Below are 22,556 nucleotides of genomic sequence, written 5' to 3' on the forward strand. Positions count from 1 at the left end.
CTTCAATGATGGAAATGCATCAAAACGGCAGTGTCAGTGAGTTTAGCAAACCGATTATGGTGGCAGCGTCCCCTCGCCATTCTGGAGAATAAAATGAAGTGCAAACGTTTTGCCCTGGTAGGCAGTGGTTTTATCGGTCAGGTTCATGCCGCCAGCCTCGCCCGTCACGACGGGAGCGAGTTGACGATGGTGGCCGATGCCGCGCCGGAGCGCGCCCAGGCGCTGGCCGCCCGCTATGGCGCCCGGGCGGTGACGGTGAGCGAGGCTCTCCGTAGCGACGCCATCGACGCTGTGCTGATCGCCAGCTCGACCCCGTCGCATGCCGAACTGCTGGAAGCCGCCGCCCGGGCGGGCAAGGCGGTCTATTGCGAAAAACCGATCGACCTTTCCCTGGCGCGCGCCCGCGAGGTGGTGGAGCGGGTGCTTCCCCTTAAGGTGCCGGTCACCGTCGGCTTTAACCGGCGCTTTGACAGCAGCCATCAGCAGTTGCGCCGCCAGCTGGAGCAGGGAGCGATCGGCAGGGTCGAGCTGGTGCAGATGGTCTGTCGCGCCTCCAGCATGCCGCCGCTCGACTATCTGCGCAGCTCCGGCGGTCAGATGCGCGATCAGGCGATCCATTTCTTCGATCTTCTGCGCTTTCTCACCGGCGATGAAGTGCATACCGTAGCGGCGATGGGCGCGGCGCTGGCCCTGCCGGAAATCGCCGAATTTGGCGATGTCGACACCTCCATCCTGATGATGCAGATGCGCGGCGGCGCGCTGGCGCAGCTGGACAACACCCGCCGCACCGGCCACGGGTATGATGAACGGATCACCCTGCTGGGGGCAGAGGGCGCGCTGGAGTCCGGCAGCCAGTCGCCGGCGGGCCCTACCCTGTGGCGCGGCAATCAGCGCATTGAGCCAGGCCTGTGGCCGGACTGGTTCAGCCGGGTGCAAGGATCTTATTACCAGCATCTCGACGCCTTTATCCGCTCTCTGAATGGTGAAACCGTGGCCGACCTGCCCGGCCTGATGGACGGCCTGCAGGCGCAGGCCATTGCCGAAGCGGCGGTTCAGTCTCTGCAGCGCGGCCAGTTTGTCGCCGTCGACGACTGTCGGTGAGTGGTTGCGTGGCAACCGCTATCAGGCTCTGAACCTGCCTTTATGCCGGGCGGCGGCAACGCCTTGCCCGGCCTAAGGGCATGATAACCATCCATATCAAATAGTTGCAGTGACATCCCAGGCCCGCGCAAGCACAGCGCCGCCGGGCAGCAGATATCCGGCACCGTGCGCGTCCCGGTGCCGGGCAATGGCGTGCACGCGCGCGCTGTCTGCAAACCAAAGCCCGGCCGGCCCCTTAACGTTCTTCGTTAAACACCGCGCCCACCTGGCGCCGCACCTCATCCATCACCTGCAGATTCTGCAGCACCTGACTGAGCGGCCGCAGCGGCGAGTCCCGCAGCCCCTGACCGATGCACCAGGCAAAATGCTCCGCCTGCCAGAACAGCTGGTCGTAGCGATTGCGCGGCTCTTCCCAGCGCAGCGCCTGCCCGCCCTGGCTGGCGGCGAGCGTGAACCCGCCGGGGGCGTAAAACTGACCGTCGATGGTCAGGGTCGCCTGGCGTCCGGCCACCACCGCCCCGCCCGGCGTGTTGCTGAACAACGTCGTGTTTAACAGCCCCTGCATCCCGTTCCGCCAGCTGAACAGCATTGACGTCTGGCCGTTAAGCCCCTCCGCCGTCGCGCGGCCGCGGGCGACAATCTCCTGCGGCATGCCGCCCACCATCAGCGCAAACGAGGTCAAATAGCTGCCGAGATCCATCATCGGCCCGCCGGCAAGGTCGGCGTTAAAGATGCGGTGATCGGTAGTGAAATACTCGCCGTGATCGGCCAGCAGGGTATGCAGGTCGCCGAGTACCCCATCCTCCAGCAGCTGGCGGATCACATCATACTTCGGCGCGTAATCGCACCACATCGCCTCCAGCGCCAGCTTCCCCTGGCGGGCGGCTTCGGCCTGCAGTTCACCTCCTTCGCCGAGGTTGAGCGCGAAGGGCTTCTCTATCAGCACGTGTTTGCCCGCCTTCAGCGCCTGCATGCCGTCGGGAAAGTGATGGTTGTGCGGCGTCGCAATATAGACCGCATCAATATCCGGACGCGCCAGCATCTCCTCCACCCGGCCGTAAGCCTGGGGGATCCCCCATTCCGCGGCTACCCGGTCGGCCTTCGCCTGGCTGCGGGAGGCAACGGCCACCACCTGCTGCCGGCTCTGGGTTTTCAATGCGTGCACAAAGCGCTCGGCGATCCAGCCCGGACCGATGATGCCCCAGCGCAGGGAGGGAATGCTCTGCGCCGCCGGGCGGCGCGGGGTCGGTAATTGTGAGGGAAACATAGCGGCTCCTTAATCCTTAACCACGTTAACCCAGCGACGGCTGACCATCGAGGCTTCAATCGCCGACAGCACGCGCTGATTCTGTAAACCAAACTCAAAGCTGGGATAGCAGTCGTCGTCCCCACAAATCCCCTGCACCAGGTCATGCACTTCCATCACCTTGACGTCAAAATAGCCCAGCCCGCCGCCGCCAAAATCGAAGCCGAAGAAGCCGGCATAGGCCGGGATCTGGCTCCCGGCATACAGCGTTTTAAAGCCGCGGTCGTGTTTGTCATCGCGGAAGCGATACACCTGCAGTTCGTTAAAGCGCTCCCCGTCCATATACAGCGTGCCTTCGGTGCCGGAGACCTCCCAGAACACGCCGAAGATGCGCCCGGCGGCGATGCGCGAGGCCTCAATCACCCCCGCGGCGCCGCTGTCGAAATTGACCAGGCACTGAACCTGATCGTCATTTTCCACTTCCCGCCACTCGGCATCGGCCGCGACCCGGCTGGCATACCCGGCATCGGTCTGTGGCACCGGACGCTGGCGCAGGCAGGTTTGCGCGCTGGCGGTCACTTCACGGATCCCGCCCATCAAAAACTGGGCGACGGACAGGGTATGGGCGCCGAGGTCGCCAAGCGCCCCGCTGCCGCCGAGGGTTTTCGAGCAGCGCCAGGACCAGGGCAGGTTCGGGTCGTTATAAAACCCCTGATCAAAGGTGCCGCGAAAGCGCACCGGTTCGCCAATATCGCCCCGGGCGATAAGCTGCTTTGCCAGCAGCGCCGCCGGGGTTTTAATGTTGTTAAAGGCCACCATGGTCTTCACCCCCGCGCGCCGGGCCGCCTGCGCCATCTCCTGCGCCTGCTGCTCGTTAACCGCCAGCGGTTTCTCGCAATAGACATGTTTACCCGCCGCGATCGCCGCCATCGCCATCGTGTAGTGCAGATGGTTCGGCGAGGTAATATCCACCACGTCCACCAGCGGATCGTTCACCAGTTCGCGCCAGTCACCGTAAGCTTTCTCCGCCCCCAGCTTCACCGCATGACGTTCAGCCAGCGTCTGATCCTGATCCGCCAGCGCGTAAAGATAGGGGCGCTTCGGCAGATCGGGATAGAACATGGCCGCGCGACGGTAAGCGTCGGCGTGCGCCTGGCCCATAAAACCGGAGCCGATAAGACCAATATTTAACCGCGCGCTCATGATGCGTGCTCCTCTGATGATGACGGGGACGAAAAGTGGTGCGCCAGCCAGGCGAAGGCGCGGCGGGCGGTGGCAAACGGCGGCGCCATCGCCGGGTCCTGCTCGGCTTCGATAATCAGCCAACCGCGGTAGTCGCTGTCCCGGGCAAAGTCGAGGATCGGCGCATAGTCGATGCAGCCGTCGCCAGGGATGGTAAACAGCCCGGCGCGCACCGCCTCGTTAAAGCTCAGGTTTTCGCGATACAAGCGCCCCAGCACCTGCGGACGGACGTCTTTCAGATGCAGATGGCGGATACGGTGGCCATATTTCTCCAGCACGCGCGGGATATCGACCCCGGCGACGAAGGCGTGTCCGGAATCAAACGCCAGCCCGACGTTGTCATGGGTCTGGGACAAAAACCGCTCCAGCTCGTCGTCGTGCTCCACCAGCATCATCAGATGATGGTGATAGGCCAGCCGGAGGCCGTAGTCCCGCAGCAGCAGGTCGGCAAAGGTATTTAGCTTATGGCAATATGCCGTCAGGCTGACGCGGCTTAACGGCGGCGAGAGCGAGATCGGCTCATCAAGCGGCGTTTCACCGGGCAGTTGCCCGCACTCGCCATAGACCATTACCCTGGCGCCGAGCTGCTGCAGGAGCTGCGCGTGGCCCCGCACCGCCTCCAGCTCCGCTTCCACGCTGCGGTCGGCCAGCAAGCCGCTGTACCAGCCGGACGCCAGGCGCAGGTCAGCCGCCGCCAGCAGAGGCCCCAATGTCTCCGCCTGGCGGGGAAACTTCCGCCCTAACTCAATTCCCTGAAACCCCGCCTCCCGTGCCTCGCGCAGACACGTGTCGAGAGGGATATCGCCGCCTAAATCCTCCAGCACATCGTTGGTCCAGCACAGGGGGCTAATGCCCCACTGCAGGTGCTCTGTCGCCATGTTTATCTCCTTTTCAGCCAGTCGTCTGGTGTGCCGTCACTATAAGCAGGCGACGACCAGCGATGAAAACGGAGAAATGATGGAAATCCATCATTGCCGCGGGCGAAATATCCGCTGGCGCGAGTAGCCCTGAAAAATAAATGGAAATAATGCTTGCCGCAGGCTTATTTTGCAGATAAAAATTACTGGCTTAATAACCCGCTTCAGAGGTTATCCCTTTCATTCGAAATATGATGATAGCAATATGAAAAAATCTCAACACCGCAGCGGCGCGGGTTTTAGCCCTGCGCCCAGGCCTGGCCTGCTGTTATTTGCGTAAGTGACAAATCGTCCCTTTTAAAACATCAATTACTTAACATTCTCTCTGCAATAATATGACATGCAGCGGGAAGATACGGTGATAAATAAGCCCAGGGTAATGATGTTTTTACAAATAAATAACCCTTCTCCTTTCTGCTCGTTATTTATCAGGAATGGCTGCGGTTATATTTATTCTGACGCCCCCGGAGAATGCACCAATGTGTATCAACCTTTATGACAATGCGCGCCGCTATCGCGATGAGAAACAACAAGATGAATAAGACCTGGCTTTTCACCACCCTCACCCTGGCGCTGGTCGCCACCGCGCCGGCCCACGCCATTAGCGCGAAATACCGGGAACAGCTTGAACGCTCCGGTTGCACGCAGATGACCGACGGGACCACTTGCGATATTCATAAAACCAAAGCCGAGAATGCCGCCGCCGCGCAGCAGGCCAGCAGCGGCTTCGGCCCCTGGGTGGGCACCTGGTATGTTTATACTGACTATGGCAATAAAATTGATGAGATTACCGTCACCGCTAAAACGGTGAAAACCCATGGTCATCTGGTCGAGGAGGCGAAAGCCAGCCAGGGTAAATTGACGTTCCGGGTGAAAAGCTCAGCCTTTACGCTGAACGACGCCTTTAACGGCGTATGGGCAAACGGCAGCCAGCGCGGCACGTTGCAAAAAATAGAGTAAACTCCCTGCCCCCACCATTTCGATAGAGAGCGGTAACCGGTTTATCCGGCCGGGAATGACTCATGCGGGGAGCCCTCCCGGCGCAGGCCGGGAGGGAGTGCAACAGTTTACTTCTGCGGACGCATCGCCGGGAAGAGGATCACGTCGCGAATGGTGTGGCTGTTGGTAAACAGCATCACCATCCGGTCGATACCGATGCCCAGACCGGCGGTCGGCGGCAGACCGTACTCCAGTGCGGTGACGTAGTCTTCGTCATAGAACATCGCTTCGTCATCGCCCGCCGCTTTGGCGTTAACCTGATCCTGGAAACGCTGCGCCTGGTCTTCGGCGTCGTTCAGCTCGCTGAAACCGTTACCGATTTCGCGGCCGCCGATGAAGAACTCGAAGCGGTCGGTGATTTCCGGGTTGACGTCGTTACGGCGCGCCAGCGGGGAGACTTCCGCCGGGTATTCGGTGATGAAGGTCGGCTGGATGAGGTGCGCTTCCGCCACTTCGTCGAAGATTTCGGTGACGATGCGCCCCAGACCCCAGCTTTTCTCTACCTGAATACCGAGAGATTCCGCCAGCGCTTTCGCCGCGTCGAAGTTATCCAGATCCGCCATGTTGGTTTCCGGACGATGTTTTTTGATCGCCTCGCGCATGGTCAGTTTTTCAAACGGCTTGCCGAAGTCAAACACCTGGTCGCCATACGGCACCTCGGTTTTGCCCAGCACCGTCTGCGCCAGGGTGCGGAACAGTGACTCGGTCAGCTCGATCAGGTCTTTGTAGTCCGCGTACGCCATGTACAGTTCCATCATGGTGAACTCTGGGTTATGGCGTACCGAGATCCCTTCGTTGCGGAAGTTACGGTTGATTTCAAACACGCGTTCGAAGCCGCCGACCACCAGACGTTTCAGATACAGTTCCGGCGCGATGCGCAGGTACATATCGAGATCCAGCGCGTTGTGATGGGTGATAAACGGACGGGCGGAAGCGCCGCCGGGGATCACCTGCATCATCGGGGTTTCCACTTCCATAAAGCCGCGGGCTACCATGAACTGACGCATGGTCGCGAGGATCTGCGAGCGGATGCGGAACGTATGGCGCGACTCTTCGTTCGCGATCAGATCCAGATAGCGCTGGCGATAGCGGACTTCCTGATCCTGCAGGCCGTGGAATTTATCCGGCAGCGGGCGCAGAGCTTTGGTCAGCAGGCGCAGCTCGGTGCAGTGGATGGAGAGTTCGCCGGTTTGCGTTTTGAACAGCTTGCCGCGGGCGGCGATGATGTCGCCAAGGTCCCATTTCTTAAACTGTTCGTTGTAGACGCCTTCCGGCAGGTCATCGCGGGCCACGTACAACTGGATACGGCCGCCGACGTCCTGCAGGGTGACGAAGGAGGCTTTACCCATCACGCGGCGAGTCATCATCCGGCCGGCCACCGCAACTTCAACGTTCAGGGAAGCGAGTTCATCGTTATCCTTCGCATCGAATTCAGCGTGCAATTGGTCAGAGGTATGATCGCGACGGAAATCGTTGGGGAAAGCTACGCCCTGCTCACGCAGCGCAGCCAGTTTTTCGCGACGAGTTTTCAGTTCATTATTAAGGTCAATGGCCTCATCGGCACCTTGTGCTTGTTGTTCAGACATATGGGTTCCTCATAACCTTGCTTTCAAACTAGCTTCGATAAATTGAACCAGGTCACCCTTCCGCGCGGCCTGTCTCCGGCTTTACACCGAAGAACAAGAGTAACGAATCTGGCTTCTCTTCAAGCTGATCTCACTCAGCTATGCCTTCACTAACGGTATTTTTTATCGTTGGCTTCCGCGCCTGCCAGAATATCCTCCTCCTGTTCAGTAAACGGTGCAAGGAGCGGCTTTGCGCTCCACTGTTGGGGTTACCGATCCCCGGCTCGCGGCGTAAACGCCTTAGCCGGGCTACCAGGCAGCACGATTTTGTAGCCCGGTAAGCCGGACCTGTCGCCAGGCGGGGCTATGCGCCGCCGCCGGGAAGCTCGCCAGCCGCCGCGCGGCGTTTGCCGACGCTACAGGCTGCGGCAAAGGCGATAACCACCATCACCGCCACGCAGCCGAGGGTCCATTCCCCCATCTGCGAGAAGAAATGCTGATAGGCGGCAATCGCCGTATCGCTGATTTGCGATTCGGTGGTCTGCTGGGCGACCACGCCGGCCAGCCAGTTGGCCACCGCGCCGGTGGCCAGCATATAAATACCGGTCAATACCCCGGTGACGCCGGGCATGTTCAAGCGGGTGATTTGCGCCATCGCGACCGGGTCGATAAACAGTTCGGCAAAGCCCATCATCGCCAGTCCAGCGACCATCATGCCCATCGAGGCTTGACCCTCAGCGGCGCCGTGGCGGGCGTTGAGCGCCAGCAGCATAAAGCCGCCGCCCATCAGCAGCAGGCCAAAAGCGAATTTCAACCAGACGCGCAGCACCGAACGCGCGCTGCCTTCCGGGCGCATCAGCCACGCCAGCGCCACGCCGGCCGCCATCACAGCCACCGCGTTAACCGACTGGAACAGCGCCGTCGGCACGTCCCAGTTCAGCAGGCGGCGGTTAACAAAGTGATCGATAAACAGGCTAATCGAGCTTCCGCCCTGCTGCGCCAGCACCCAGAACAGCGTCCCGGCAAGCATCAGCAGGACGATCTGCCACAGCGCGCGACGATGCTCCGGGGCTTTGATCATGATCCGCGCCACCATCTGGGCGGCGAACAGGCAGACGACCGCCAGCAGATAGCCGGACCAGTTGTTTTGCAGCAGCAGCGTGAAGAACACCGGCGCCAGGCAGAGCATCACCAGCAGCCAGCCCCAGGTCGGCAGCACGAATTTCACCGCCCGCAGCGCCGGTTTATCTACGCCGCGGGTATGCCGGAAGTGGCGGCTGCCGCTTAAGAAAATCATCAGGCCGATGAACATCCCGATCCCCGCCAGGGCGAAGCCGATATGCCAGCCGTACCACTGGGCCGCCAGCCCGCAGGCGATGGGCGCGGCGATGGAGCCGACGTTGCCGGCGGCGTACAGCAGCGAGAAGCCGCCGTCGCGACGCGGATCGTCGTGGGCGTAAAGTTCGCCAAGCAGGCAGCTGATATTGGATTTGAACAGGCCGTAGCCGCAGATAATGATCGCCAGCGCGACGTACAGGCTCCATGCGGAGGTCGACTCAACGCCCAGCACCACGTGGCCGAGGGTCATCAACAGCGCCCCGGCAATCACCGCCGTGCGGTTGCCGAGCAGGCGGTCGGCAAGCCAGCCGCCAAGAATAGGGGTAACGTAAACCAGAGAGGCGTAAGCGCTGAACAGGCTGATGGCGTGGCTGTCGTCGAAGCCAAGCTGGTGGGTGAGGTAGAGGATGAGTAAGGCGCGCATGCCGTAAAAGCTGAAGTACTCCCAGATCTGGATCGCAACGATGTAGTAAATCGCGCGCGGCTGTGAGGGTGTTTTCATGTGTTCTCCTTGCAGCGTGAAAAAGGGAAGTGGCAAGCCACTTCCCTGATGTGCGTCTATTACTTGTTATTCTCTTCTTTCAGCACTTTAACGGTGTAACGACCATCCGCCTGACGATAGGCGCCGTGGATATCGGTTTCGAAGCCCGGATAGTGGGCGCCGATTTCGCACAGCATCTGCAGGAACTCCAGCACCGGACGGCTCTCTTCGGTGATCATTTCACCCGGCATCACCAGCGGCACTCCCGGAGGATACGGCAGGATCATGTTGGCATTGACGCGGCCGACCATCTCTTCGAGGTACACTTCTTCCGTCTGACCGTGCAGCTCTTTCTGGAACGCGGCATACGGGGTCATCACCATGGATGGCAGCACTTCAAACGCGCGGAACATCAGGTCCGGCAGGTTGTGATGCTCAACCAGTTTGTGAATGTTCTGCGCCAGGTCCTGAATACGCATGTTTTCATAGAATTCAGGATCTTCACGGTACAGCGACGGCAGCATGTTTTTCACCCGCAGGTTCAGGTCGAACGCGCGTTTGAAGTCGGTCAGCGCACGCAGCAGGCTCAGCGCTTTGGTTTTGTCGATACCGATGCTGAACAGGAACAGCAGGTTGTACGGACCGGTTTTCTCCACCACGATGCCGTGTTCGTCGAGATACTTCGCCACGATGCTGGCCGGAATACCGAACTCATCCATGGTGCCGTCTTTCTTCATCCCCGGGGTCAGCAGAGTGACTTTGATCGGGTCGAGATACATGTGCTCGTTGTCGATGTTTTTGAAACCGTGCCATGCGCTGTCGGAGCGCAGCGGCCAGCATTCAGGACCGTCGATATGTTCCGGCTGCCATACGTCGAAGAACCAGCCTTCAGACTCGCCTTTCAGACGTTTGATCTCTTTACGGAACTTGATGGAACGTTCGATAGAGCCGTCGATCAGGCGCTTACCGGCGTTGCCTTTCATCATCGCCGCCGCGGTTTCGGTGGACGCCACGATCCCGTAGTGCGGGGAGGTGGTGGTGTGCATCATGTAGGCTTCGTTAAAGGTCTCTTCGTTAACATCGCCTTTCACGTGAATCATCGATGCCTGGGAGAACGCCGCCAGCAGTTTGTGCGTGGACTGGGTTTCGTAAATCACTTTCCCTTCGACGCGGCCGCCGCTCATCCCGCATTTGCCTTCATAGATCGGCGAGAAGTTGGTGTAAGGCACCCATGCGGAGTCAAAGTGGATGGATTTCACATCCAGGGTTTTCTTGATGAAGTCAGTGTTGTACAGCAGACCATCGTAAGTCGAGTTGGTGATAACGGCGTGTACCGGCCAGGTCGCGTTCGGCGTCTCTTTCACACGCTTGGCGATAGTCGCGTGCTGGAATTCGCTCTGCGGGATACCGCCGAGGATGCCGTAGGCGTTACGGGTCGGACGGAAGTAGATCGGCGTAATGTCGCTCATCATCATCAGATGGGTCAGCGATTTGTGGCAGTTACGGTCAATCAGCACGGTGCTGCCGGCCGGCGCGGAGTACATACCGACGATTTTGTTGGCGGTCGAGGTGCCGTTGGTCACCATGTAGCTGCGTTCGGCGTTAAATACGCGAGCGATATACTCTTCCGCTTCTTTGTGCGGGCCGCTGTGGTCCAGCAGGGAACCGAGTTCAGAAACTGAAATCGAGATATCGGATTTCATGGTGTTGGAGCCAAAGAAATCGTAGAAGATGCTGCCTACCGGGCTTTTCTGGAAGGCGGTACCGCCCATGTGGCCCGGGGTACAGAAGGTGTATTTGCCTTCACGCACATATTTGAACAGCGCTTTGGTCAGCGGCGGCAGAATGGTGTCGATGTATTCGTCAGTGTTCTGTTTGATTTTGTTCGCGATATCTTCCGCAGCGCCCAGCGCATATTCGAAGAAGCGAACCTGCATGCGCAGATCGTTCAGGCTAACGTCCAGCGTGGAGTAGGTGTTAGCAAACGCATACAGCGGCATGTACTCGTTCATTTTGCTGATTTCTTCGCACAGCTCGAGATTGTATTTATCCCAGTCGAAGATCACGCCGCACAGACGAGAGTTGTTTTCGATCAGTTTTAATAAGTCGTCACGGTCGTTCGGGTAGACAATGCGGAAGTCCAGGCGTTCGAGAGCACGATGCAGTTCACGGATGGGTTCTTCTTTGAAGTAAACCCCCATGTGATTCATGATTGCAATAACGTTCATAGTCAAATCTCCAGATGTAGAAAGCCCCTCCCGTCGCGCTATGACAGGTGATGGAAGGAGCCTCAGGAAAAAGGGTTACTGATTAGTGCGCGTTAGCGGGGCTGTTGCTATCCGATGCGTTGCTCTGGCGCTGGTGCATTTTGCGACCGTAGAACATCAGGATAATCAGGCTAACGATAAAGGTGCCGGCCAGTTCGAAGGAGCTTGCGCCCATCAGCGCGATGAAGCAGAACACGCAACCCAGTACCGAACAAATCAGGCTGACGAAGTTACGGATGTTGATGCCTTCGAAACGAATCAGGTCAACACAGGAGTAGAAGTAAGGCAGCATGGTCAGCAGTACCGCGATACCGGTCAGTTCACCGAACAGGTCAGAGGCTTTACCACCGGCGGAGTTCATCAGGGTAATCAGCACCATCAGCGCGGTCATTTTCACCGCGGCCAGCAGCAGGCCTTTTTTCGGGATACCGTTGCTATCGACTTCGCCATACACTTTCGGGAAGTTGCCATCGTTGGCGGCACGCACACCCGCCTGGCCAACCAGCATCATCCACGAGCCCAGAGACGTCAGGCAGGCGAAGGCGGTGAAAGCGGATACCATCGGCGCAGCCCAGCCGCCAAGGATGGTGGAGGCGCTAATCGCGAACGGCGCACCGGACGCTGCCATCTGAGAAGCAGGATACATACCGGCGATAACCTGAGTCGCGGCGATGTAGACGATACCGGCCATCGCGGTACCCAGCATGGTGGCCAGCGGCACGGTACGTTTCGGGTTTTTCACCATCCCGGTACTCACGGCGGCAGATTCTACGCCAACGAAGGCCCACAGGCAGAGCAGGATACTTTTGATGACCGCGTGGCTATCGGTGGTGCTGGAGGTGTTCCAGTTCGCCTGATAGGTAGCGACATCAAACCAGTGCCAGCCGACGACCGCGGTCATGACTACCGGAATAAGCACCAGCACCAGACCAATGGTGGTCAGACGGCTGACCCAGGTCCCGCCGAGCATATTAACGAAAGTAAAGATCCACACGATGGCAATACAGGCAATCCCTGCTGGCACCGGGTTATTTAAAATAGGGAAGAACGTAGACAGATAAGAAACTGCGGTAATCCCGATAGCCAGGTTACCAATCCAGTTTGCGTGATAATAAAGTACACCGGTCTGGAAACCGAATGCCGGAGATATTTCCCCTGCGTAAGCAATGGGACCACCCTGCTGCGGGTTTTTAGTGGCCAGTCGGGCATAAACATAAGCCAGAGACATCGCACCAATAATTGAAATTACCCAGCCCCAAATGGCAATACCACCGATGCTGGCCAGGTTCGCAGGTAATAATGCAATACCGCTCCCCATCATATTACCGGCGACGACACCGGTACAGGCAAATAGCCCGATCTTCTTGGCAGAACTCATGGTTGTTTTTCTCCTAAGTTTATTTGGGAGGTACAGATCATGATACAGAACCATTAATTGACCCGACCAACTGCCAACAAGATTACTGATTTGTACGAGATAAGTCCTAAAGATAAAGTGAAATAACAACAAACATCAGACAAATGATATTTTGACCTTTTTCGCTTAACATATAAACATGACAACAGGGTGTCAGAAAAAGATAAACATTGTTGTTTTACATGAACTTAGATGAGATACGATGTGTTACTGAACTGTTATTCAAAGCCTCCTGAATGCTAAATATAAATAACAACAGGAGGCTTCATGAGAAACATAAATTTAACCTCATCATGCCAAAAACCTTTCGCATGATGAGGGTTTACTTATTCTGAAGAGAGGAAATTATCGAGATACGGAACAACCCGGTTGACCGACGTCTGGAAAACTCCGTTTTCAATCCAGTACAATGTGTCTCCACCGGGTCGTAAATTAAACGCCGTAATGTAAGAATCCGCTGCTAGCCGGTTCTCACCTTTCATCTCATAGACTTTGCCTAACAGCACATAATTCAGCCACGACATCTCTAAATCGATCGCGTGGTTAATCGCTGTGTTCGCTTCGTCAACTTTTCCCTTCCCCAGCAAATCCACTGCGTTTATTTGATAATAAATCGCCATATCTTTTATACCCGGCATCTCCCCTACCCGCTCAACTTCGCTGTAAAGGGCTGCCAGCTGTTTATCATCCAGCGGCTGTTGCGAATGGCGTAATACATCCACCAGTGTTTTTTCGGCATACGCGTAAATAAAATCAGGCGCCCGCTTAATCACATCATCCAGCAGGCTGCTGGCCTTGCTTAATGAGTCAACATCGCCCTTCATTAACAGCTGATGCGACTGGTAGAAATAGGTTAACGCCACGCTTTGCGAGGGCTGATATTGCCTGAGCATCGCCTGCATTCGCGCCGGCCACGGCTGCGCCAGCGCGTCCGACAGGCTGTTCATCAGATCGTTCTGGATGGTGAGCTGGTTGTCATTGGTCACAAAGTAGCGCTTATCGAGCATCGTCGAGCTGTCGGCGTTATCCACCAGCTGGACCGACATAAAGCATTGCTGCGCCCGGTAGTGGCGCTGATTGACGAATTCAATGGTCAGCGTTTTACCGGAACTGCTCGGCTCATTGATGTTGTAGTCTGTTTTGTCATGCACCATAAAGGTCGAGAAGGTGTTCAGCGAGGTGGTGATCAGGCTGGCCAGGCCGACCGCGTAGGAGTGCTGCGAAGACCAGTTGGCGCAGGAGTTACCATTGACCAGGTGGATATCGATATCGCGCGGGTTGAGTAGCAGGCGCGCCTTGTTGACCGGCGGCCGCGATTCCATGCTCGACAGCGCCACCAGCGCCACGCAGGTGCCCAGCGCCAGCAGAAACAGCCCCCACACCAGGGCGGTGGTGAGCCGTTTACGCACTGACGGCGCGCTGGCACCTGTCGGCGCGGGAGCTGGCGCGGCGGGATCGGCGGTGGAGACGGGCGCGTCCGGCGGCGCACCGGCAGCCGGCGGCGCGGGAGCGGCGACCGATGGCGAAGGCGTCAGCGCCTCCATCTGCGGGGCGAGTTCCTCCCCCTCTTCGGTGCACCAGATCACCGGCACCGTGAGCTTATACCCCCGTTTGGGTACCGTCGCGATGTACTCAAGGCTAACGTCGTCGCCGTCTTTGAGCGACTTGCGCAGTTCGGAAATACTCTGCGTGACGACGTGGCTGGTCACAACGTTCCGGGTCCAGACGTTTTCGATAAGCTCGTCCCGGCTAAGCACTTCCCCCGGATGGCGAGCAAAAAAGACCAGGAGGTCGATTAAACGCGGTTCAAGGGTAAGCTGGCGCCCCTTCCTGCTGATTTGGTTTACAGAGGGGGTTACCAGCCATTCACCGACGCGAACAACAGGTTGTAGCATACAAGAAAGCCCCAGACAAAAAGGGAAAGGCGCGATGATAACACATTTGTCCTACCTATTTTTGCCAGGGGTCACTCCCTCAGGCATTAGGCTGGAATTCGCCTTTTAGCGACAATAAAAAGCAATATTTCATTAACATCGTGATCATCAAAACTATATATAGCGATAAAAATGCGTTTTCGCTGTCGCTTAGCCGGTGGAACGCGGGCGGCGGAAAAAAAATAAGCCCGGAGGCGTAACGCGCTCCAGGCTCAGTCAGTGGCGTGCCGTTACGGCAGCGGCACAATCGATTATTTATACACTTCCGCTGTGGCTTCAAAGTTAGGGCCATGCTCACGCGCAGCAGTAATCACGTAGTACTTTCCGCCTTTCTCATCGGCCAGCTTAGAGAGCTGATCGTGCAGATCGGAGGGCGAAGAGAACTCACCGCCGGACGGCCCTACCGAGATCGGTCCGACCTTGGTCAGTTTGAAGTGTTTCACTTCTTCTTTGGTGATCAACTGCGCGGCGGAGGCGCCAAATGCAACGGCTGAAAGGGCTAACGCGACTATCACTTTTTTCATCCTAAAATCTCCTTGGAATAGGCCTTCAGTCAGGCCCTTTCAGTATAGACGGCGATTTACTAAGCGTGCTACCGATGCGCTGATTTTTCGGCCGCAGCGTTTAGTAACGCGGCGGCACCCCTTCCGGGCGGGTCTTAAAACGCCGGTGCAGCCACATATATTGCTCGGGCGCCATCAGGATGCACTGTTCGATAATCTGGTTCATCCACGCCGCCGTCACCTCGGCGCTTGCCAGCGGCGGCGTGCGCTCCGGCGTCAGGGAGATCAATTCATATCCCCTACCGTTGGGCTTGCGTCGGGGAACAAACGGCACAATCGTCGCCCCGGACATTTTCGCCAGCATCCAGGTGCCGGTGGTGGTCGCCGCCTGCTCGACGGCAAACAGCGGCGCAAAAACGCTGCTGGCCGGGCCGTAATCATGATCCGGCGCGTACCAGAGGATCTCCCCCTCTTTCAGCGCCCTGACCATCCCTTTCAGATTTTTTCGATCCAGCATGGTCTTGTTCGAGCGCAAGCGTCCCCAGGTCTGCAGCCAGTCAATCAGCGGGTTATCATTGGGCCGGTAGACGCCGATGCCCGGGGTAAACATGCCATACATCCGCGCCCCCATCTCGAGGGTGAGAAAATGAATGCCGATCAGTAAGATGCCCTGCTTTTGTTCGAGGAGGTCGACCACCTCGTTCACGCCGCTGGTCTCGGTCCAGCGCGCCACCCGGTGCGTCGGCCAGAACCAGGCCATGCCGGTCTCCATCAGCCCCATGCCCAACGATTCAAAGTTTTTCACCAGCAGCGCCTCACGCTCGGCGACGCTCATCGCGGGAAAACAGAGTTCCAGATTACGTCTGGCAATCCGCGCGCGACTTTTCATCACCCGCATTGCCAGCCGCCCGAGCGCCGTGCCCAGTCGGTAGATCACCGGATACGGTAATTGCACCAGCAGCCATAACAAGCCAATTCCCAGCCATAATAGCCAGTAACGCGGGTGCAATAGCGCGCGGGAAAATTTGGGTAAATTTGACATAGTAATCCTGTTAATTCACTCAATAATAGCTGAGCAAAAACCGCGAAATAAAGTAGCGGATCCTGCAGGTTATATTTTTCCAATTCGTGCGGTAATACTCAGTCACAAAGCGCGTTATTATAAGCCGATTCCATGATAATTTCAGCCCTTGCGCTGGGGTTACTCTCGTATTAGACACTTAGCGTAAAATTTCCTGATTTGTGCATAAATAAATAAACCTAACCTCTACGACGCGGCCGATTGCCGATAAAATCGCCAGTGTCTTATCCTCAGCCTCTCGCCCAATGCTTTTTTACTCACGCTTTATTATGGCGATAGCGAACGCAAACAGGCCGTTTCGCCCGGTCTAACATGGCCAGCATGCGGTTATTTGTGACTCGGGCAAAGGTTAAGCATCACCAATGCGGATCCTTTTCCCAGATATGCTACGTTTACAGCGCTCATTCGACGCAAGTGCCTTTGCCGACGTCGTCGCTTTCAGAAGCCATAGTGAGAAGGAACTATGACAATGAATTATCAATTAGTGAAGCAAGTCAGAGAAAATAACACATTAAGAAAAAGCTTCATTGACCTTGCCGTTAAGACTTTCGACCTGTCTTTTGAAGAGTGGTATCAACAAGGTTACTGGACTGACGCCTATATCCCCTACGCCTTTGTCGAACGTAATAAAATTATCGCTAACGCCTCGGCCAACATCATCGATCTGCGCTGGCAGGGCGAACCCCGGCGTTATATTCAGATTGGCACCGTGATGACCGAACCGGACCACCGTAATAAGGGACTAGCCGGTCAGCTTATCCATCACATCCTGCAGGACTGGCAGCAGGAGGCAGACGCCTTCTTTTTATTTGCCAATCCCACTACGGTGGATTTTTACCCCAAATTTGGTTTCACCCGCAGCGAAGAGCATCAATATATTATGCCGGTCTCTCCGCGCGCCGGTGATTTTCGCAAACTGGATATGGACCGCGCGGACGATGTCGCCCTGCTCCGCCATTACTATGAAAAATCCAACCCGTTCTCACCGCTGCGGGTGGAGCACAACTTTGGCCTGCTGATGTTTTACTGCTCCGCCTTTATGAAGCATTTCGTTTACTATTCGGCAAAAAATGAGGCGGTGGTTATCGCCATGCAAAACGGCCCGGTGCTGATCTGCTTTGACCTGTTCTGCGACACGGGCAAAAGCCTGTCGACGCTGGTCAACGAGCTGGCCGATGACCATGTTTACCAGGCCATCCTCGGTTTTACCCCCCATGAAGACCGGCTCGGCGAGTACGAGAAGATTGAGGGAGAAGATATCCTCTTTGTCTCCGACCACAAGGAAAACCTGTTTAAAGACAGGAAGTTGATGTTTCCTTTACTGGCGCATGCCTGACGGCGCCGCACCGTCAGGCCGATCAGTTATAGGTCACCACGAAGGTCGCGCTGGCGTTCGCCTCGCCCGCTGTCACCGAAGGTTGGGTCTGGATATAACGGGCCTGATAGGCAAAACGGTAATTCGTCTGGCTACCCTTGCTTCCGGACCAGATCTGGCTCACCTGGTTTAGCGGCACCAGAGCGCCGCCGGCGGTGAGGATCTGCACGCCGAGCCCGGATGCGCCTTCAGGTTGGTCATCGATTTTAATCACCTCGTTGGCTGCCATGGCGCTGTCCGCCGTCGCGTTAAACTGCATAAACACGCTGCCGACATTTTCACACTCCGTCAGGTTGATGTTAAAGGGGATCGGGGCGGTAGTGCTGTTGAGTCCGGTAAACGCCGTTTTATTATGCCGCCCGAGGAAGACGTTAATATTTTTACTGTCGTCTGTAATCTTGCAGGTGGGCGATTTGATATGGATACAGAGCCCGCTGACGCTAAAACGCATCGCCTGCACGCCGCCCAGAAAAATATCGCCGAGGTAATCGTTAAGACAATACTCGCCTGGCGGTGGCAGGCCGCCGTTGTCGGCAATACGCCAGAAATAGATGGTCGGTTTTTTATTTTCCGCCTGAAATGCGCGCTGGCCGGAAAATACCGGCGCGGAAGGCCAGGCCGTGAACAGGGGATCGAAATTAATGCCATCCTGTTCCCCCATCTGAAAGCTGTAGCCGATGCCCGGCAGGCGGTCGATGCTATAGATATCCCCCGGCTTGCCGTTTCCCGCCGGGCCGACCCGGGAGCCGCCTATGCTCTGAAACCCGCCGGACTCGCTGCCGCTGCAGGCGATCTCCCAGCGCTCATTATTGGTGATTATCATCCCGCCGTAACTGTACAGCAGGGAGCCGACGGGGCGATTGCTGACGTCAAGGTTGATACTGGCCTGGCTGACGTTGACCGAATACTCGATAGTTTTACCACTCACCATCTGGCACGCCGCCGACGGCGAGGCGCAATAGCCCCAGGCCAGTAAGAGGGCTCCCCCTGATGCGATGATTTTTTTCATATTATTTCTCCTTTAATCCGGGACGGCAGACCTGGTGCGGCGTACCGCTGCTATCCTGCTGCGCCGCCTCGCCGTGGATGGCATAGTCCAACCGGCAGCGCTGCCCGCTGCGTTCCCCCCAGACTACCGAGACGCTACCGCGGACCTGCGGCACCCGGGCATACAGCAGCCCGCCCTGACCGACAGCGCCAATCGCCTGGTCGCTGTCGTCTAATACTTCCGCGCCCAGTGGCGGCGCCGCGCCATCGGACAGCGTGACGTGGGCAAACCACGGGTAGCCGGTGCGCGTGACAAATTTTACCTTCACCGCAGCGCCCGAATCGGGCACCACCGTCGTGCTGCTGGAAACGATCTCCACATGGTCGTTCATGCCCTGCGGATCGAGATCGAGCCAGTTATCGGTAAAGGGATCGAGGTAAGGGATAATCGTGAAACCCTGGCGATTAATCGGCTGTCCGAGGCGGTTCGCCACCCTGGCCCCCGCCGCGCCGGGCGCTTCCACAATCGCAAAGGTCTCACCCAGCTCGGGGGTGGCGGTCATTCCGCCCTGATGCGCCACCAGGGCACCCGATGCCCCCAGCGAATACTGCTGCTGATGTCGACCTGCGCTGGCGCTGGCATTCAGGTACGCATAATCCGTCCGCAGATTACCGTTGGCCCCCACGCTGGCTTCATGCGGGTTCTGCCGCGGCATGTCGTAGCTGGCTGTCAGGCCGTAGCTGAAGGCGTTTTTAGCGCCAGCGCTGCCGGTATAGCTGGACTGCAGCTGGCTGCCGTAGTTCTTATCGTGGTTAAAGCGGGTGGTCAGGCTGCCCGCCGGGCCGAACGTCAGCGAGAAAGAGGCCCCCACCACCTGATTATTGCGGTGATGTATATCCTGACTCTGCTGGGCGTACAGATAGTAATTGAGCCGACCATAACGATTGGCGTACCCCAGCTGATAGGAGCGCCAGCGGTGGTGGCGGACGTCCTCACTCCATATTCCGTTAAACGACAGACTGCCGCTACCTGCCTGCTGGGACAATGTCGCGCTGTAGCGCGTCATCTCCCGCCAGTCATTGGGATGACTGTCATGCTCCCAGGCGGCATCGCGAATGGATCGATAGTTGCCGTCGTTGCTGTGGCTCATCGACACCAGCATTCGCGTGTCAGAGGAGAAGGATTTTGATGCGGACACCCGCCAGCGATAGCCCTCCTGCCAGCCGCGTTCCCTGCCCCTGGCCGCAGAACGAGAAAGATCGACCGCCAGCGCCCCCCAGTAAGTGTTGAAGGCGCTGCCGACCAGCGTCGAGTAATAATTCGTCGTCGCGTTGGCCCCGGTGTAGCCGCTGACATAATCATTGAAGCCGTACTGCACCGTTGCTTCGCCAAATCCCGGCCGCCCGGCGATCCCGTTCTCATCCAGATAGCCCAGCGACAGGTCATAATAGACGGCGCCGGCCCGCACCAGACCAGGTAGCACAGCGTAAGGCACGGTAAAGGTGTCCTGACTGCCGTCCGCCTCATGGATCGTCACCTGTAAATCGCCGCCGGCGTTGGTGGGATAGAGATCGTCGAAGGTGAACTTACCCGGCGGAACCGTTGCCTCGTACAACAGGGCACCGTTCTGGGTGACCGTCACGCGAGCATTAGTGCGCGCCACCCCGCTGATCGACGGCGCAAAGCCGCGACGGGAGCCCGGCAGCATGCGGACATCGGTGGCCAGCCTGCCGCCGATAAAACTGACGCTGTCAAAGAAGGTCCCGTCGGTCCACCCCTGACCCAGCCGTAAGGTGGAAGCCCAGTTCACCAGACTTCTCTCTGCCCAGGTGGCGATGCTATCCCAATGCTTATCCCCGGCCTGAGCCTGGTAGCTGGACTGGTGATGTAACCGCCAGCCAAAGGCGCGCAGGCTGGCATCCAGGCCGAGGTAATGATGGCTGCTGCTATCCCCGTCGACGATGCTCTGATAGCTGTTGGCCTGATAGCGCAGCACCGCGGCGGGCACGCCGCTGTCTACCTTCTTCAGATTCACCGCCCCGCGATAAGGGGATTGCAGCAGCGCCTGGGGCATATTCACCCGCAGGACATTTTCTCCGCTGTCATACTCCCAGGCAATCGCCTTATCGATTTGCGCAAAGCGCAGGCAGGTGGCCGCCGCTGGCCATTGAGCGTCCTTCAGCTGCAGGGCGTCGAACAGCGAGGGCGAGATGCAGGGCTCGGGCTGGCCATCGTATTCCTGGATAACAAACGTCTCTTCCGCCATGTCCCGGCCATTCACCGAGAGGAGGCTGCGATACTGTCCGGGGTGCAGCGGATTACCGTATTGATATTTCTGGAGATCAATCGGCGCGGCGCCGTGCAAATGGGCACGGTTAAAACTAAACGCTTCTGCCGCCCATGCCTCTTGGCAGGGGAGGAGGAGCATTAACCCAAACTTGATCTCCCTGAGTTTCATAATAATGTCCTTACTGAGGATAATTATGATTCACTACCGCGCCGTAATCATTGATGGTGGTGAAGCTGAATCTCGCTGGCAGCATGTGCAGCGCGCCCCCTTTAGGCGTGATAACCAGCGAGGAAAAAGGGGCGACCATGCCAGCGGACTGTTTTTGTCCGTTAAGGGTGATGCTGTCGATGGTGATATAGCGCGATGAGGCATTACTCACCCGCAGACCACCGCCTGCGGGAGCCAGCGCCCAGCTCAGCGCTTTGTCCGGCGCTATTTTGTCCGCCGCCACGCCTGCCGGACGGTAAAACAGCTTGATGCGCGACCGTATCGCGAGTTGCAGATAATTGATTGCCGTGCCGTTTTTCGGCTCAGGCGGGATGTCCAGCAGATTGAACCAGAATAGCGATTCCCGATCCTGGGGCAGACGGCTGCCGTTGAACACCAGGCGCCAGCTTTGGCCTTTTCCCGGCTCAATGCGCACAATCGGCGGCAGCACAATAAACGGCGCCGAATCTTTTTCCGGTCGATTTTGCACGCGGCCATCGTCGACCCAGACCTGGGTCAGCGACGGCGTCTCCCCCACATTGGTGGCCCTGACCGCGATCTCTTTTTTGTCGCCGGGAAAAACGATCCGTGTGCCGTCAATAACCATGCTGGCGTCCGCCGAGGGTAAAATGCTGGAAAGCAGCCATGCCAGAACCATACGCCGCATATTCACCTCCTCCTTGCCGGGTGGATAAACGGCCCCTGATCGGGGCCGTGGACTGGGTTTACGGATAGACCACCGTAAAGTTGACGTAGGTCGCGACTTTTCCAGCCGTAGCGGCGTCGGTCGCATAGTAGCGGGCGTAGAAAGGCAGCGAAGCGGAACCATCCTGCTCAGCGACCGCCACCGGGATCACCGAAGGGCGGGCAACGGTGCCGTCCGCAGCAATCGTCGGGCTCTCCGCGAGGTTAATCGCCGTAAACCGGGTGTTCAGCAGCTCCACATCGACATTTTCTGCTTCCGTGCCGTCAGACAGAGTGTTTTTTAGTCGCCCCTCCGTGGAAACGAATTGATCCTTCTCGAAGTACACCGAGACATCGGATCCCGGGGTACAGCTCATCAGATCGATGGTGAAGGGAACGACGCCCGCCGTCTCGCCCGCGCTGCTGAGCGCCGAACGCTGGACCGTCGGCAGAGTCACCGTCTTGTCTTTATTCACTACCGTACAGGTATTTTCGATGACTTCACCATTAAAGGTGACTTTGCCATCAGCAGCCTGCGCCGCTACCGGAGAAAGCATCATCATCGCGACGAAAGATGCCGTTCCTTTGCTATATTTTTTCATAATCACTCCTCATCACCACGCTTATGGTAGGATCGTTCAGGAAATACCCCTGGCGTACTTTCTACGTACAATTTATTAATACTCAGCCTATTGGATTAGCCGGTTATCTTTTAACCCCTTCCTTGCACTGACATCCTACTCATTTCGTCATTTATTATTCAAACTCACCACCAGGACAGTTTCTTATTTTTATAGAATAGTCTTAAAGTCATGCGAATAAATAAAAACAAAAAACACAAATAAAAACACAACAACCTGAAAATTAAGAGAAATTTTTATTTTTTATTTCATTGAAAACATCTAAAAAATGCGATCTACC

General features: G+C 57.3%; 17 protein-coding genes. 3 read left to right on the forward strand and 14 right to left on the reverse strand.

Going from position 1 to position 22,556, the window contains the following annotated elements; all coding sequences use genetic code 11:
• Window positions 1-93: 93 nt before the first annotated feature.
• Window positions 94-1,101 carry a Gfo/Idh/MocA family oxidoreductase gene (locus K5R89_RS06325; protein WP_048334269.1) on the forward strand — a complete coding sequence of 336 codons (1,008 nt, stop codon included), beginning with the start codon at window positions 94-96 and terminating at the stop codon, window positions 1,099-1,101.
• A gap of 235 nt (window positions 1,102-1,336) precedes the next feature.
• Here the strand turns inward: K5R89_RS06325 and K5R89_RS06330 are convergent, their stop codons facing one another.
• Genes K5R89_RS06330 through iolE form a run of 3 tightly spaced genes read right to left on the reverse strand, consistent with a single transcriptional unit; the run spans window position 1,337 to window position 4,467 of the window.
• Complete coding sequence (locus K5R89_RS06330) at window positions 1,337-2,368, reverse strand: Gfo/Idh/MocA family protein (protein WP_032454325.1); 1,032 nt, start codon at window positions 2,366-2,368, stop codon at window positions 1,337-1,339.
• 9 nt (window positions 2,369-2,377) lie between these two features.
• Entirely contained in the window at window positions 2,378-3,550 is a 1,173-nt protein-coding gene (locus K5R89_RS06335; protein ID WP_048334266.1) for a Gfo/Idh/MocA family protein, read from the reverse strand.
• Window positions 3,547-4,467, reverse strand: a complete 921-nt coding sequence (gene iolE / locus K5R89_RS06340) for a myo-inosose-2 dehydratase (RefSeq protein WP_048334264.1) — start codon at window positions 4,465-4,467, stop codon at window positions 3,547-3,549. Before iolE ends, K5R89_RS06335 begins: the two co-directional genes overlap by 4 nt.
• Before the next feature lie 573 nt (window positions 4,468-5,040).
• On the opposite strand from iolE, the gene K5R89_RS06345 reads away from it, so the two are divergent.
• Entirely contained in the window at window positions 5,041-5,466 is a 426-nt protein-coding gene (locus K5R89_RS06345; protein ID WP_217259244.1) for a hypothetical protein, read from the forward strand.
• A 107-nt stretch (window positions 5,467-5,573) separates the two neighbouring features.
• Here the strand turns inward: K5R89_RS06345 and lysS are convergent, their stop codons facing one another.
• The 7 genes from lysS to K5R89_RS06380 form a co-directional block, all read right to left on the reverse strand.
• The gene (gene lysS, locus K5R89_RS06350; protein WP_004202393.1) at window positions 5,574-7,091 is read right to left on the reverse strand and encodes a lysine--tRNA ligase; all 1,518 of its coding nucleotides are present in this window, start codon (window positions 7,089-7,091) and stop codon (window positions 5,574-5,576) included.
• 343 nt (window positions 7,092-7,434) lie between these two features.
• Complete coding sequence (gene dtpD, locus K5R89_RS06355) at window positions 7,435-8,910, reverse strand: dipeptide permease DtpD (protein ID WP_044521382.1); 1,476 nt, start codon at window positions 8,908-8,910, stop codon at window positions 7,435-7,437.
• Window positions 8,911-8,969: 59 nt separating this feature from the next.
• The gene (gene cadA / locus K5R89_RS06360; protein WP_032454321.1) at window positions 8,970-11,117 is read right to left on the reverse strand and encodes a lysine decarboxylase CadA; all 2,148 of its coding nucleotides are present in this window, start codon (window positions 11,115-11,117) and stop codon (window positions 8,970-8,972) included.
• An 82-nt stretch (window positions 11,118-11,199) separates the two neighbouring features.
• A complete protein-coding gene (gene cadB / locus K5R89_RS06365) occupies window positions 11,200-12,534 on the reverse strand; it encodes a cadaverine/lysine antiporter (protein WP_023288679.1) in 1,335 nt (444 codons plus the stop codon).
• Between the two features lie 365 nt (window positions 12,535-12,899).
• Window positions 12,900-14,468 carry a lysine decarboxylation/transport transcriptional activator CadC gene (cadC, locus tag K5R89_RS06370; protein ID WP_217259245.1) on the reverse strand — a complete coding sequence of 523 codons (1,569 nt, stop codon included), beginning with the start codon at window positions 14,466-14,468 and terminating at the stop codon, window positions 12,900-12,902.
• A 290-nt stretch (window positions 14,469-14,758) separates the two neighbouring features.
• Entirely contained in the window at window positions 14,759-15,031 is a 273-nt protein-coding gene (locus tag K5R89_RS06375) for a DUF1471 domain-containing protein (protein ID WP_002892402.1), read from the reverse strand.
• Window positions 15,032-15,131: 100 nt separating this feature from the next.
• Window positions 15,132-16,052, reverse strand: a complete 921-nt coding sequence (locus K5R89_RS06380; protein ID WP_023288677.1) for a Kdo(2)-lipid IV(A) acyltransferase — start codon at window positions 16,050-16,052, stop codon at window positions 15,132-15,134.
• A gap of 508 nt (window positions 16,053-16,560) precedes the next feature.
• Here K5R89_RS06380 and K5R89_RS06385 point away from each other — a divergent pair.
• Complete coding sequence (locus K5R89_RS06385; protein ID WP_217259246.1) at window positions 16,561-17,427, forward strand: GNAT family N-acetyltransferase; 867 nt, start codon at window positions 16,561-16,563, stop codon at window positions 17,425-17,427.
• A 22-nt stretch (window positions 17,428-17,449) separates the two neighbouring features.
• Here K5R89_RS06385 and K5R89_RS06390 read toward each other — a convergent pair whose 3' ends face one another.
• The 4 genes from K5R89_RS06390 to K5R89_RS06405 are packed head-to-tail and all read right to left on the reverse strand — an operon-like array spanning window position 17,450 to window position 22,237.
• Window positions 17,450-18,475, reverse strand: coding sequence for a fimbrial protein (locus K5R89_RS06390; RefSeq protein ID WP_048296920.1), 1,026 nt, complete (start codon window positions 18,473-18,475; stop codon window positions 17,450-17,452).
• Window position 18,476: 1 nt separating this feature from the next.
• A complete protein-coding gene (locus K5R89_RS06395) occupies window positions 18,477-20,912 on the reverse strand; it encodes a fimbria/pilus outer membrane usher protein (RefSeq protein WP_217259247.1) in 2,436 nt (811 codons plus the stop codon).
• A 10-nt stretch (window positions 20,913-20,922) separates the two neighbouring features.
• Window positions 20,923-21,618: a molecular chaperone gene (locus K5R89_RS06400; RefSeq protein WP_044521376.1), complete on the reverse strand. Its 696-nt coding sequence runs from the start codon at window positions 21,616-21,618 to the stop codon at window positions 20,923-20,925.
• Window positions 21,619-21,676: 58 nt separating this feature from the next.
• Window positions 21,677-22,237 (reverse strand): fimbrial protein, encoded by a 561-nt coding sequence (locus tag K5R89_RS06405; RefSeq protein ID WP_048296917.1) that lies wholly within the window; start codon window positions 22,235-22,237, stop codon window positions 21,677-21,679.
• Window positions 22,238-22,556 lie beyond the last annotated feature (319 nt).

Source organism: Klebsiella sp. TF21-TM, assembly GCF_019753495.1.
Taxonomy (GTDB): Bacteria; Pseudomonadota; Gammaproteobacteria; order Enterobacterales; family Enterobacteriaceae; genus Klebsiella; species Klebsiella quasipneumoniae.